This is a genomic window from Roseovarius sp. MMSF_3281 (genome assembly GCF_030733685.1).
GTDB lineage: Bacteria > Pseudomonadota > Alphaproteobacteria > Rhodobacterales > Rhodobacteraceae > Roseovarius.
Genome location: NZ_JASHIM010000007.1, coordinates 1 through 12897 on the forward strand (window position 1 = coordinate 1; position 12897 = coordinate 12897).

The following is a 12897-nucleotide window of genomic DNA, read 5'->3' on the forward strand; positions in this document are numbered from 1 at the left end:
GCGGCGCCGAGGGTAACCGCCGTGGCCATCAGCAGCGCAACCAGAAGAAGGGACGCCTTTGGCCTTTGCTTGCATGTTTCCACGGCGGTCATTCGTCAGATCCGTTGGGTCAGGTTGTGAAGGGCCGTGGTGCCACGACCTGTTCCATCAGGGTGTTGTCCCACTCGCCCTCGACGACGAAGTGCGCGGTTCCGCCCAGCATCGCGCCGATGATCAGGTTGTGGTTCACGTAGGCATAGACGCCCGGCTGTTCGAAGGTGTACATCGCCGCCGCAGCACTGCCGCCGCGCACGAACCATGTTTCCATGCCGGTCAGGGGTTGATCGGTGAAGGAGCTTTCCCAGACATAGTTGCCGTGACCGCCGATCAGGTGCGGGCGGCTGTCGACGTTGCACGAGTTATGCACCATCAGGACGGTTTCACCGACCTTGGCCTTGAGGGCATTTTCGCCTGTCAGGGCACCGACCGCGCCGTTAAAGACCTGGTGGGTCGGGGTGAGGGTGCGCATCGCCTCGAGGCTGTCGGCATAGTCGTCCCCGGCGGCGGCATAGGTCTTGTAGTCGCCGTTTTCGTCCATCGGCAGGTAGTAGTCCTGTTCGCCGATGTAGGCGATACTGTCATAGCGCAGCGGATTGCCTTGGGCATCCTTCAGGCCGTCGCGCGGCAGCACCATGATGGCCCCGTTCATGCCGTGGGCGACGTGGTAGGGGATCATCGCGCCGCCGGGGGCGCAGTGATAGGTGAAGCAGCCCGGTTTCGTGGCCTTCCAGCGCAGCACGCATTCCTCGCCGGGGTAAACATGGGTCAGGCCACCGCCGCCCAGCGCACCGGTGGAGGCGTGGAAGTCGATGTTGTGTTCCATCATCGAGCTTTCGGGGTTGCGCATGGTGAGTTCGATCATGTCGCCCTCGTGGCAGATGATCAGCGGGCCGGGGACCGAGCCGTTGTAGGTCAGTGCCCAGACGCTTGCGCCGGTGTCTTCGTCGACCACCATCAGGCGTTCCTCGGTGACCATGGTGATCTCGATGATTTTCGGCCCGCCGGTGGCGACCTGTTCGTGTTCGGGGGCGAAGGGGGGTGCCACGAGGTCCTGTTTGACGCGGGTATAGCCCGACAGGTCGGCGGGTTTCGCGGTGCTTTCGGCGGGTTGATCGGCCGCCGCCTTGTGCAGGCTGCGCGACACCGCGTCGGCCTTCAGCGGCTGAGGCGCGCGGCGCGCGGCGAAGGCGCCTGCGCCGCTCATGGCGGCGGCCCCGGCCAGCAGCGACCCGCGCAGGACGTTGCGGCGGCTTGTTGGCATGAGACCTGGGTTGATGAACTTGGTCATTCTCTTTCTCCTGGGTGTGGGGGCGCGGAGGCAGGATTTGCACGCGCCCGGGCGTCACATGTTGCTGAGCTGGTCCTCGAAACGGGCCTTGGCGCGTTTCGGCACACGGCCTTCGAGGAAGTTGTCGGGCACCTCCACGTCACCGACGGCGATGGTCATCACCATGCCCATGGCGTAGTGCGGTTTGCAGATCACGCCGTAGACCCCTTCGGTATCGAGCGTGACGGAGATCTCTTCGTTGATCTTGCCTTTGAAGCCTTCCGCCCCCTCGGGGAGCATGCCACCCAGGGTTTCGGCGTTATGGCCCTTGTCGGCGGCGACGAAATTGATCGTGTCGCCGGGCGCGGCCTGTACGAAGGCCGGTTCGAACACCATGCGGTCGCCATCGGTGCCCTTGTTGAGCATCTTGACTTCGAATGTTTCGGCGAAGGCGGCGCCGCCCATCAGGACCGCGAGAGCCAGGCCGGTTGCCACAGTGCGGATCATTTCAATCTTCCTTTCAGATCGTTGTTGCGATTGAAACCAAGACTAACGGATCAGGCGCGAGGCAATTTGCTCTGGCACAAACTTCTGTGCGATTGGCGGGGGATCATTTGTTGGTTTCACGGCGCGAAATGTGGCAATGAGGGCGATATGACCGCATCCTCTTCGCGCAAGACCCTGCCGCGGCTCGACGAGAGCTTGCTGACGCATCTGCCGCCGTTTTCGCGCCTCGACAAACGCCAGATCCGTGCGATCCTCGATCTTGCGTCGTCGCGGCGCTATGACGAGGGCACGGCGATCTTTCAGGAAGGGCATCCGGCCGAACGTTTCTATATGCTGCTGGACGGGTATGTGCGCGTCGTGCGGGTGACCCCGACCGGCGAGCAGGTCACCGCGCTGCACATCCCTGCCGGGCAGCTTCTGGGCATTGCCCGCGCGATCGGGCGCGACACCTACCCGGCCACGGCGATGACCGCCTCGGAGGCGCTGGCGCTGAGCTGGCCCATGCGGCTTTGGGACAGGTTTACCGCCGATTACGACGGTTTCGCGACTGAAAGCTACAAGACCTTGGGCCACCGATTGGGAGAGGTGCACAACCGGGTTGTGGAAATGGCCACCCAACAGGTCGAGCAACGGGTCGCCAATGCGCTTTTGCGCCTGATCAACCAGACGGGCCGCAACGTGGAAAACGGGATCGAGATTGATTTTCCGATCACCCGCCAAGACCTTTCGGAACTGACGGCCACGACCCTGCACACGGTCAGCCGCCTTTTGAGCAGTTGGGAAAAACAGGGGCTGGTCGAAAGCAGGCGCAAGCGGATCGTGGTGCGCGACCCTCACGCGCTGGTCGTGCTTGCCCAGAAATAGGCCCGGTCAGGCCAGACCGGCGGCGCGCATCAGTTCGGCCAGGAACAATTCCTCGTCCAGTTGATATTCGGCGCAGGCATCCGTCACGGTGTGAAACGGGCTGACCAGGCATCCGACGCAAAGCATCCTGTGCCGCATGAAGACGCTTATCGTTTGCGGCCACTCGCGCATCAGGTCTTCCAGGGGCAGGTCGGGATCGTCCAAGCGGGCACGGGCCATGGCGCACCTCCTTTCGGCAACCACCCTAGGCGGCAAATCGCGGCAAACATTGTGCTGGCGCAAACTTCGGTGCCGGGCGGATCGCTAGGAAGGGGTGTCCCGACCTAAAGGAGGCCGCAACATGGCTGAAATTCTAACGAAATCGCGGGCGCGCAATATCTTCTACGGGGGCTCGATTTTCTTTGTCGTGGTCTTCGTGGGGATGACCGTCCATTCGCACCGTTACGTGGTGCAGACCTCGACCGCCGGTATGGAACTGAGCGATGAGGTGGTTCACGGCAAGCACGTTTGGGAAAAACATTCCTGCATCAATTGCCATAGCCTGCATGGCGAAGGCGCCTATTTCGCGCCCGAGCTTGGCAACGTCATGACCCGTTGGGGTGTGCAGGACAGCCCCGAGGACGCGTTCTGGATGCTCAAGGGCTGGATCGAAAGCCAGCCCAGCGGCATCGAGGGACGCCGCCAGATGCCCGCCTATGACATGACCGACGAAGACCTTCGCGGCCTTGCCGAGTTCCTGCGCTGGGCCGATCAGACAGACACCCAGGGCTGGCCGCCCAATGACGCCGGATAAGGAGGCGAAGCAATGAAATACGAATCTCAGAAAGTGGCGTATTGGTACATCCTTGCCTCGCTGGCGCTTTTCGGCGTTCAGGTGGCGGGCGGACTTTTGGCGGGGTGGATCTATGTCTCGCCCAATTTCCTGTCGGAGGTGTTGCCGTTCAACGTGATCCGGATGATCCACACCAACGCATTGATCGTCTGGCTGTTGCTGGGCTTTTTCGGGGCGGCCTATTTCCTTGTGCCCGAGGAATCCGAGCGCGAGATATGGTCGCCGAAACTGGCCTATCTTCAATTGATCATCCTGCTGGTGGGCACGCTGGGCGCGGTGGGGTCCTACCTTGTGGGCATCCATGGCGGGCGTGAATTTCTGGAACAGCCCCTTTGGGTGAAGTTCGGCATTCTTGTGGCCGCGCTGATTTTCCTGCTCAACATCTCGATGACCGTTCTGGCAGGCAAGCGCACGGCGATCACCAACGTCTTGCTGATGGGGCTTTGGCTTTTGTCGCTGCTTTGGGTTTTTGCCTTTATCAACCCCGACAACCTGTCGCTTGATAAGATGTACTGGTGGTTCGTGGTGCACCTGTGGGTCGAGGCGACATGGGAATTGGTGATGGCAGCGATCCTTGCCTTCCTGTTGCTGAAACTGACCGGCGTTGACCGCGAGGTGGTGGAAAAATGGCTTTATGTCATCGTGGCCACGGCGCTTTTCTCGGGCATCCTTGGGACCGGGCACCACTTTTACTGGATCGGTCTGCCGGGATACTGGCAGTGGGTCGGCTCGATCTTTTCGACCTTCGAGGTGGTCCCCTTCTTCCTGATGATGTCCTTCGCCTTCGTCATGGTCTGGAAGGGCCGCAAGAACCACCCCAACAAGGCCGCATTGCTGTGGTCGCTGGGATCGTCCACCGTGGCCTTCTTCGGCGCGGGTGTCTGGGGGTTCTTGCACACGCTGCACGGGGTGAACTTCTACAGCCACGGCACGCAGATCACCGCCGCCCACGGCCACCTTGCCTTCTATGGCGCTTACGTGGCGTTGAACCTTGCTGTCTTCAGCTATGCCATGCCGATGCTGCGGCAGCGCGCGCCTTACAACCAAGTGCTGAACATGGCGAGTTTCTGGCTGATGACCGGGGGGATGGCCTTCATGACCTTCGTGCTGACCTTTGCCGGGACCATCCAGACGCATATGCAGCGCGTGATCGGTGACTACTACATGGATGTGCAGGACAGCCTTTCGGTCTTTTACCTGATGCGCTGGGGCTCGGGCCTTGCGGTGGTGATCGGGGCGCTGTTGTTCATCTATTCGATGCTGGTTGTTCGGAAGTCCGAGGTGATCACCCCCGGCCCTGCCAACCCTGTTCCGGGAGAATGAGCCATGAACATGGTAAACAAACCTACCCTGCCGTTCTATCAGCCCACGGGCCGCGAGTGCGAGTTGTTCGAAACGGCCCATGACAACGGTTTGCCCCTTCTTCTGAAGGGGCCGACCGGATGCGGCAAAACCCGCTTTGTCGAGCATATGGCGGCCCGGCTGGGCAAGCCGCTTTATACCGTGGCCTGCCATGACGACCTTAGCGCGGCGGACCTGATCGGGCGTTACCTGCTCAAGGGTGGCGAAACGGTCTGGGTCGATGGGCCTTTGACCCGCGCGGTGCGCGAGGGCGGTATCTGTTACCTTGACGAGGTGGTCGAGGCGCGCAAGGACGTCACCGTGGTTTTGCACCCGCTGACCGATACGCGGCGCAGCCTGATGATCGACCGGACGGGCGAGGAACTGGTGGCGCCCGAGGGTTTCATGCTGGTGGCGTCTTACAACCCGGGCTACCAGAATGTGCTGAAGCGCTTGAAGCCCTCCACCCGGCAGCGGTTCCTGTCGATTTCCTTCGATTTTCCCGATACCGAGACCGAGATCGCCGTGGTCGCCGCCGAAAGCCGGTTGGAGCCGGGGCGCGTGGCGCCGCTGGTGCGGTTGGCCGGGCATATCCGGCGGCTGTCGGGCATGGACTTGGAAGAAGGCGTTTCGACCCGCTTGTTGATCTATGCCGCGACGCTGATGGCGGGCGGCATGGGGATCATCCAGGCGCTGGAGGCGGCCATCATCGAACCGCTGAGCGATGAGCCGGACGTGCAGCAGGCGCTGCGCGATCTGGTCGAAACGATCTACGGGTAAGCGCGATGCATCTTCTTGACCTCATGGAACCGGAAGAGACCGTCGGCAACCTGTGGCATGACATGGCCAGCCGGATCGGTGCCGAGGTGAGCTATCCAGAGGCAAGTGTCACGCTTGCCTCGGTCCGGCCCAGCCTTGCGGTGCTGTTCCGGTCGCTTGGCGGGGCACCGGGGGTTGAACTGTCGGAGGTGGCGGCCACGCTGGCGGCGCATCGGCGGCCCCTGCGGCGCAAACTGGGGGCCGAGCGCGATCATGAATGGCTGGCCCGTTTCGACGGCGAGCGCCTGGCCCTGCCGCCGTTCATCGCGGCCTTTCCCGAAGAGGCGCTGAACCGCGCCGCCTATTTCTGGCTGACGGCGCTGGCGGCCTGCGCCGACATCACGGCGTTCGATTTCACGGTGGAAGGCCCCGCCCAGGACTGTGCCCAGATCCGGGCCAACATGGCGGCAGCCGATGCCGCCTATGCCGCCTGCCCCGGCTTGCGGCAGAGGTATGAAAAAATGGCAAGGCTTTGCGCCGAGGCGCGGCCCAACGTCATCCGCCCGGCGCAGGAGGCGGCGATGGAAGCCGCCATTCTTGACCAGCTTTGCGGGACGCGGCCCGCGATCAGCCCACGCGCTGCGGCGCGCGGGTACATGCCGGCGGCCCCGGTGCCGATCTGGCTGCGATTTGGCAATCCCGGCGCGGGTGCTGCGGCCAGTGGCGAGGAGGCCGACCCGGCGGCCCCGCCTCCCAATGCCGCGCAGACAAGCCGCAAGCCGGGCGAACGCAAGGATCAGGACCAGCAGAACCGCAAGGACAGTTTCATCATCCACCGGTTCGAATCGATCCTGTCCTGGGTCGAGTCGATGAACATCAACCGCAGTGTCGATGATGACGACGACGAGAACGCCCAGAAGGCGGCCGACGACCAAGACCGGATCACCCTGTCCAAGCACGACCGCAAGGCGGCGACCCGTCTGCGCCTGCACCTTGACCTGTCCCCCGCCGATGCCGATCACGAGGCGCTTTCTGGTGAATATACCTATGCCGAGTGGAACCACCGCAGCCGCAGCTACATGCCCGGCCATTGCCGTGTTCTGGATGCGCCCGCGCGGCCCGGCGGCACGCCCTTCGTGCCCAATGCGCGGCGTATGCGCGAGGTGCGGCGACAGTTCGAGGCGCTGCGCCCCCGCCGGATATTGCAACCGCGGCAAGTGGATGGCAGCGAGCTTGACCTTGATGCCCTGTTGACCGCCCGCGCCGACCTTGCGGCGACGGGGCGCGGCTCGGACCGGATATGGCAATCGGCCCGGCAGACCGAGCGTGATCTTTCGGTGGGTTTTCTTATCGACACGTCGCGTTCGACAGAGGCGGCGATTGGCGACACATCGGTGATCGAGGTTGCGCGCGAGGCCATCGCCGCGCTGGCCGGTGGCATCGACGCAGCCGGGGACCGCCTTGGCATCTGGGGGTTTTCATCGTTGCGCCGGGACCGCGTGTTCCTGACCCGTTGCAAGGGGTTCGACGCGCCGATGTCGCCCGAGATCACCGCCAATATCGGGGCGTTGAGCCCCGGCCATTACACCCGACTTGGGGCCGCGATCCGCCATGTCGGCGCGCAACTGGCCGAGCAGCCCAGCGCACGCAAACTGTTGATCGTGTTGACCGACGGCAAGCCCAACGACCTTGACCACTATGAGGGCCAACACGGTATCGAGGACAGCCATATGGCCGTGCGCGAGGCCCGCAATGCCGGGCAGAGCCTGCATGGCATCATCATCGACGAGGACGGGCAGGATTGGTTCGCGCGCATCTTCGGGCGCGGCGGTTTCACCCTGTTGCCCGATCCCGAACGCCTGACCCGGGCCCTGCCCGATATCTACCGCACCCTGACACAGGAGACCTGACATGCGCGGACTGTTCCTTTCCCTTGCCACGCTTTTCGCGTCACCCGCCCTTGCCGAGGGTTTTGACCGGCCGATTCCGCAGGCGCAATCGGCCACCGCCGAATTCTGGTACGCCGTGGCCTGCATCGCCCTTGTCCTATCCATGGTGGCGGTGCAGAGACTGGTATCGCGCCGATGACCCGGCAAGGATGGTCCACCCGGCGCATCGCGCTGGCGCTTTACCCTTTCGGGGCCGGGGCGGCGGCGGTGAATGTCTTTTTCGCCTCGCTTATCTTTAGCTGGATCGGCGGGCCGGTCGCGTCGACCGCTTGGTCGATCGGGCTGGGCTGTCTTATCGGGGGGCCGGCGACGTGGTATTTCGCACGGCATATTCGCCAGCTGATGGATGAGGCCGACGGCAAGGAGACCCCATGAAAATCGACATGCAAAACGGCCAGCCGACCATAGACGCGGCAGACCTTGCGGCGCTTTTGAACCTGACACCCGACGAGGTGCGCGAAAGGATGCGTAGCGGGCAGATCACCAGCAAGCTGGAGATCGGCGAGGGCGAGGACGCCGGGAAAATGCGGCTTCACTTCTTTCATGATGACATGCGCCTGCGGTTGACCTGTTCCAGTGACGGAACGGTCCTCAAGACCCTGCGAACCAAGACCGGAGCAAGATGATGGCACGGACAACGGCAGAACAGATGCGGGCCTGGCAGGGGCCGGCGCTTTTCAGTTTCGGCTTCAGGCCGTTCTTCTTGTTCGGGACGCTTTGGGTGGCGCTGGCGATGCTCTTGTGGTTGCCCGCCCTCTCGGGCGCGATCACCCTACCGACGCGGTTCGACCCGGTGTCGTGGCATGCGCATGAATTCCTGTTCGGGTACCTGGGCGCGGTTCTGGCGGGCTTCTTGCTGACGGCGGTGCCCAATTGGACGGGCCGCCTGCCGATGGTGGGGTGGCCGTTGGCGGGGCTTTTCGCGCTATGGGCGGCCGGGCGTGTCGCGGTCCTGACCTCGGGCCTTATGCCCGTGGCGGCGGCCCCGGTGATCGACCTTGCGTTTCCGCTGATCCTGGGGGGATTGATCCTGCGCGAGATCGTGGCGGGCCGGAATTGGCGCAACCTGATCGTGCTGGGCCTGTTGGCTGTCTTCACGCTGGCCAATGGCATTTTCCACGCCGAGGCCCTGAGCGGCACCTATGCCGCGCAGGGGTTCGGGCTGCGCCTTGGCCTTGCCACCGGCATCATGATGATCGCCGTGATCGGCGGGCGGATCATCCCCTCGTTCACGCGCAACTGGCTGGCCAAGGAGAATTACACCGCGCGGCCCGCACCGCCGATGCAGCGTTTGGACAAGCTGGTGCTATTGGCCAGCATCGGCATCTTGCTTTCGTGGGTTCTGTGGCCTGACGCGGCCCAGACCGGTACGGCGCTGATCGCATTCGGGGGGCTGCACCTGATCCGGCAGGCCCGCTGGACCCCGCATCTTACGACGCGCGAACCGCTGTTGTGGGTTCTGCATGCCGCCTATCTTTTCGTGCCGGTGGGCGCCCTTGGCCTTGGGATCGGCCGGATCATGGGCCATCCGGGCACCGCCGGGGCGCAACATCTTTGGATGGCCGGGGCCATCGGCGCCATGACCCTTGCCGTGATGACCCGCGCCAGCCTTGGGCATACCGGGCAGGCACTGACCGCGAACCGGGCGACCGTGGGTCTTTACCTGTGTCTTTTCGGCTCGGTCGTGGCGCGGGTCTGGGCATCGGGTTACCCGGGGCTTATGCATCTGTCCGGGGCGCTGTGGTTTGCGGCTTTCGCGGGGTTCGTGATTGCCTATGCGCCGTTACTTCTGCGACCGAAACCGGAGAGATAACATGGGATGGTTCGGCTTTGCCACCGTGTTCGCGGCCTTCTTCCTGACGCATTCGATCCCGGTTCGCCCGGCGGTGAAATCCCGCATTGTGAAGCGGATCGGCGCAGGCGGTTTTGGACTGGCCTATTCGGCCCTTTCGGTGGCGATGCTGGCGCTGCTGATCCGGTCGGCGGGCGCGGCGCCCTATGTGCAACTTTGGCCGCAGATGGACTGGCATCGCCACGCGGCGCATCTGGGCATGTTGGCGGTTTGCCTGTTGCTGGCGCTGAGCGTCGCGCGGCCAAACCCGTTTTCCTTTGGCGGGGCGCGGAACAACGGTTTCGATCCCGCCCGGCCCGGCATCCTGCGCTGGACACGGCACCCTATCCTGCTGGCGCTGGCGATCTGGGCGGGCGTACACCTGTTGCCCAATGGTGACCTTGCGCATGTCATCCTGTTCGGCGTGTTGGGCGGTTTTGCCCTTGCCGGTCGGGCCTTGATCGACCGGCGCAAGCGGCGGGTGTTGGGGGGTGCGCAGTGGCGCGCGCTTGATCGCGCGCGGCGGGCCGCGCCGTGGTTTCATGCGCCGCGCTTTTGGCCTGAACTGTTCATCCGGCTGGTCATCGGGTTGGCCGCCTTCGCGGCTTTGCTGCTGGCCCACCCACATGTCATCGGCGTGCCCGCGCTTTGACCTTGCGCGATGCAGTTCGCCAAAGTGCCTGCACGGCAGAGGGTCAGCCCGGCACGAAATTCAGGAAGGTGTTTCCGAATTGCGTCGGGTCGAGAAGCCGAAACTCGCGTCCGTGCCGGGCGAATTCGACCTGCGACTCTCGCAAGCATTTTTCCAGCTTCTCGCCATCCGAGTAGACCAGATCCAGCGCCACGATACAGGATTCGCCCTCGGCCAAGACCGGCGCGGGTACGGGCCCGTTGCATGCTTCGATCGCGGCGCGTGTCAGAAGCCTTAACTGGCCGTTGGCTGTCTGGAAGGCAAGGCCGCCATCGCATGGCTGCGGGGCACCGTAGAGGCCGGAGAACTTTTGGGTCAGCGCCTGCAAATCCTTGTCCTGTGCCAGTATGGACGCCCCGGCGTAGCCATGGACGGTATTGGGATGATCAAGCCATTCGGGCACGTAGATAAGTTCGGGCCGGTGCTGTTGGCACAAGAAGAACGACAGCCGCGGGAAGGCGGCATCGGGCAACAGGGCAAGTGTTGTCCTGGTACGGCCCTTGCTGCCGTCAGGGAGCGCCACATCGCGGCCAAACTCCAAATGGCCACTGACCTGCAACCCGGCGCGTTCCGCTTGGGCGGCATCGCGAAGGGAATCGGTGCTGTGCAGCGCGGTCAGCGCGATCCCTTCGCGCTTTTCCAGATGCGCATAGACGTGCCGCCCGAAGCGGAAATCGCCGGCTGGCTTTTCGTCGATCAGGCAATCGTCGTAGATGCCCATGATTTCCAGCAAACACCCCCGGAACATCGCAAGGCTTGTGCTTGTGCCCCATGGATGTTGGCCGACAGGCGTCATCTTGAACCCGATCGAGATCAACCGGTCGCGCAAAGCCGTTATATCGCGCACGGCGATCAATGGATGGTCTATCCCGAAGGCAGCGGTCATCAGATCATTCCCCTGGCTGTCGAAACGAGACCTGCGCGGCACCGACGGGCCGGGCCTTTGCGCCGACAACCACGGTTCGCGGCGCGACATCGGTCACCACGATGGCACCTGCCGCCACATTGGCCCCTGCCCCGACGGTGATATCGCCGAGCACGACGGCACCGGCCCCGATCACGGCGCCGTCCTGCACCGTCGGGTGCCGCTTCGGGCCGCTTTCCGACAGGGTGCTGCCCAAGGTGACATCGTGCCAGATCGAGACATCCTGACCGATCACGCAGGTTTCACCGGCGACGAACCCCACGCCGTGATCAAGCCAGAACCCCGGCCCGATTTGGGCAGCCGGGTGGATATCGGTGGAAAACGCGCGGCCAAAGGTCGAACTGACGGCCAGCGCCAGCATCGGATCGCCATCCTGCCAGAGATGATGGGCGACACGGTGTGCGATCACGGCATGAACGCCACGCGCGAACAGAAGCGAGGCCGCAGCGCCACCCGGTTCAAAATTCCGGCGGGCGGTTTCCGCGATATCCTGAAGGCTGAGCGCCACGAGACCGGGATTCTCGGTATAGACGCGCCGGACCACATCCGCCCGCACCCCCGCAAAAGCCCCCAGAAGGGCCGCCGCGAGATCGGCAAAATCGGCAAAGCGCCGGACCCCGACCCCCAGCATCGCGGCTGTTTCGGGGTTGTCGTGCAAGAGCGCTTCGGTCTCGGTGACAAGAGTCATCGTTTGGCCCCGCCGCAAGGCATCAACGGTTTGCCGCTTCGACCAGGGCCGCGAAAAAACGCGCTCCAACCGGCAAGATCGCATCGTTGAAATCGAAATGCGGCGAATGCAGCGCACCGAAATCGGACACCGCGCCATTGCCGAGCCAAAGGTAAGCGCCCGGAACCTGTTCGAGCATGAAGGCGAAATCCTCGGATGCCATCGAGGGGTTATGATCGCCATGCACCGCGCCATCCCCGGCAATCAGGCTGGCCGCCTTCATGGCCTTCTCCTGACTTGCCGCGTGATTGATGGTTGGCGGATAGACCGCTTTGTAGTCGAGGGTGATCTCCATGCCGTGCTGGGCTGCGACGCCTGCGCAAATCTCGCCGATGCGGCGTTCCAAGGTCTGCTTGACGGCCTTGTCGAAGAACCGTGTGCAGCCCGCCAGACGAACGGTTTCGGGCAGGACGTTATAGGCATCGCCCGCGTGAAACTGTGTCACGCTCAGCACCGCCGGGGACTGTGGATCGACGGTTCGGGAGACGATGGATTGCAGCGCCCCGACCAATTGCCCGGCGGCGAGGATGCTATCGCTGCATTCATGGGGCATCGCGGCGTGGCCACCCCGGCCCGTGACGACGATGTCGAAGGTATCGAACCCCGCCATCTGTGCGCCGGGCCGCACGGAAAATTCGCCCGGCGCCAACCCGGGCCAGTTGTGCAGCGCATAGACCTCATCGACAGGGTGATCGGTGAATAGCCCGTCTTCGATCATGCGGCGCGCGCCGGCTTCGCATTCCTCGGCGGGTTGGAAGATGAAGGTGACGGTGCCGGAGAACCGTTTGGTCAGGGCTAGGTATTCCGCCGCTGCCAGCAACATGGTCGTGTGTCCGTCATGCCCGCAAGCGTGCATGACGCCCTCGGTGGCGGACCTGTAGGGGGCTTGGGTCTCTTCGGTGATGGGCAGGGCATCCATATCGGCCCGCAAGCCGATGTTGGGGCCATCGCCGTTTTTCAGCACACCGACAACACCGGTGCCGCCATAACCACGATGCACCGTGATCCCCATCTGTGCCAGCCTTTCGGCGACACGTTCGGATGTCCTGTGTTCCTGATAGGCCAGTTCCGGGTGCATGTGCAGATCGCGGCGCCACTCGGTCCATTTCGGGTGAGAGTCTGCGAAAAAGCTATTGTCGAGCATCATCCATCTTTCCTTTTCGGT

General features: G+C 63.6%; 16 protein-coding genes. 10 read left to right on the top strand and 6 right to left on the bottom strand.

Features of this window, described 5'->3' with window-relative positions:
- Positions 1–109 precede the first annotated feature (109 nt).
- Positions 110–1327, bottom strand: a complete 1218-nt coding sequence (gene nirK, locus RBB32_RS09135; protein ID WP_306152400.1) for a copper-containing nitrite reductase — start codon at positions 1325–1327, stop codon at positions 110–112.
- Positions 1328–1381: 54 nt separating this feature from the next.
- A complete protein-coding gene (locus tag RBB32_RS09140; protein WP_306152401.1) occupies positions 1382–1813 on the bottom strand; it encodes a pseudoazurin in 432 nt (143 codons plus the stop codon).
- 147 nt (positions 1814–1960) lie between these two features.
- Here RBB32_RS09140 and RBB32_RS09145 point away from each other — a divergent pair, with 147 nt between their 5' ends.
- Positions 1961–2677 carry a Crp/Fnr family transcriptional regulator gene (locus tag RBB32_RS09145; protein ID WP_371931041.1) on the top strand — a complete coding sequence of 239 codons (717 nt, stop codon included), beginning with the start codon at positions 1961–1963 and terminating at the stop codon, positions 2675–2677.
- Between the two features lie 6 nt (positions 2678–2683).
- On the opposite strand, the gene RBB32_RS09150 is transcribed toward RBB32_RS09145, so the two are convergent.
- Positions 2684–2896 (bottom strand): DUF1858 domain-containing protein, encoded by a 213-nt coding sequence (locus RBB32_RS09150; protein WP_306152402.1) that lies wholly within the window; start codon positions 2894–2896, stop codon positions 2684–2686.
- A 121-nt stretch (positions 2897–3017) separates the two neighbouring features.
- On the opposite strand from RBB32_RS09150, the gene RBB32_RS09155 reads away from it, so the two are divergent.
- Genes RBB32_RS09155 through RBB32_RS09195 form a run of 9 tightly spaced genes read left to right on the top strand, consistent with a single transcriptional unit; the run spans position 3018 to position 10041 of the window.
- Entirely contained in the window at positions 3018–3470 is a 453-nt protein-coding gene (locus RBB32_RS09155) for a cytochrome c (RefSeq protein WP_306152403.1), read from the top strand.
- Positions 3471–3482: 12 nt separating this feature from the next.
- On the top strand, positions 3483–4832 hold the full coding sequence (locus RBB32_RS09160; RefSeq protein ID WP_306152404.1) for a cbb3-type cytochrome c oxidase subunit I: 1350 nt from the start codon (positions 3483–3485) through the stop codon (positions 4830–4832).
- 3 nt (positions 4833–4835) lie between these two features.
- Positions 4836–5630, top strand: coding sequence for a CbbQ/NirQ/NorQ/GpvN family protein (locus RBB32_RS09165; RefSeq protein WP_306152405.1), 795 nt, complete (start codon positions 4836–4838; stop codon positions 5628–5630).
- Positions 5631–5635: 5 nt separating this feature from the next.
- On the top strand, positions 5636–7519 hold the full coding sequence (locus tag RBB32_RS09170; RefSeq protein ID WP_306152406.1) for a nitric oxide reductase activation protein NorD: 1884 nt from the start codon (positions 5636–5638) through the stop codon (positions 7517–7519).
- Position 7520: 1 nt separating this feature from the next.
- Complete coding sequence (locus RBB32_RS09175; RefSeq protein ID WP_306152407.1) at positions 7521–7697, top strand: protein NnrT; 177 nt, start codon at positions 7521–7523, stop codon at positions 7695–7697.
- On the top strand, positions 7694–7933 hold the full coding sequence (locus tag RBB32_RS09180) for an NnrT protein (protein WP_306152408.1): 240 nt from the start codon (positions 7694–7696) through the stop codon (positions 7931–7933). The genes RBB32_RS09175 and RBB32_RS09180 overlap by 4 nt, the downstream gene beginning before the upstream one ends.
- The gene (locus tag RBB32_RS09185) at positions 7930–8184 is read left to right on the top strand and encodes a DUF6522 family protein (RefSeq protein ID WP_306152409.1); all 255 of its coding nucleotides are present in this window, start codon (positions 7930–7932) and stop codon (positions 8182–8184) included. The genes RBB32_RS09180 and RBB32_RS09185 overlap by 4 nt, the downstream gene beginning before the upstream one ends.
- Entirely contained in the window at positions 8184–9371 is a 1188-nt protein-coding gene (locus RBB32_RS09190; protein WP_306152410.1) for an NnrS family protein, read from the top strand. Before RBB32_RS09185 ends, RBB32_RS09190 begins: the two co-directional genes overlap by 1 nt.
- A 1-nt stretch (position 9372) precedes the next feature.
- Positions 9373–10041: an NnrU family protein gene (locus RBB32_RS09195; RefSeq protein ID WP_306152411.1), complete on the top strand. Its 669-nt coding sequence runs from the start codon at positions 9373–9375 to the stop codon at positions 10039–10041.
- 43 nt (positions 10042–10084) lie between these two features.
- Here the strand turns inward: RBB32_RS09195 and RBB32_RS09200 are convergent, their stop codons facing one another.
- Genes RBB32_RS09200 through RBB32_RS09210 form a run of 3 tightly spaced genes read right to left on the bottom strand, consistent with a single transcriptional unit; the run spans position 10085 to position 12879 of the window.
- On the bottom strand, positions 10085–10966 hold the full coding sequence (locus RBB32_RS09200; protein ID WP_306152412.1) for a VOC family protein: 882 nt from the start codon (positions 10964–10966) through the stop codon (positions 10085–10087).
- A 4-nt stretch (positions 10967–10970) separates the two neighbouring features.
- Positions 10971–11693: a serine O-acetyltransferase gene (locus RBB32_RS09205; RefSeq protein WP_306152413.1), complete on the bottom strand. Its 723-nt coding sequence runs from the start codon at positions 11691–11693 to the stop codon at positions 10971–10973.
- 22 nt (positions 11694–11715) lie between these two features.
- A complete protein-coding gene (locus RBB32_RS09210; protein ID WP_306152414.1) occupies positions 11716–12879 on the bottom strand; it encodes a M20 aminoacylase family protein in 1164 nt (387 codons plus the stop codon).
- Between the last annotated feature and the right edge of the window lie 18 nt (positions 12880–12897).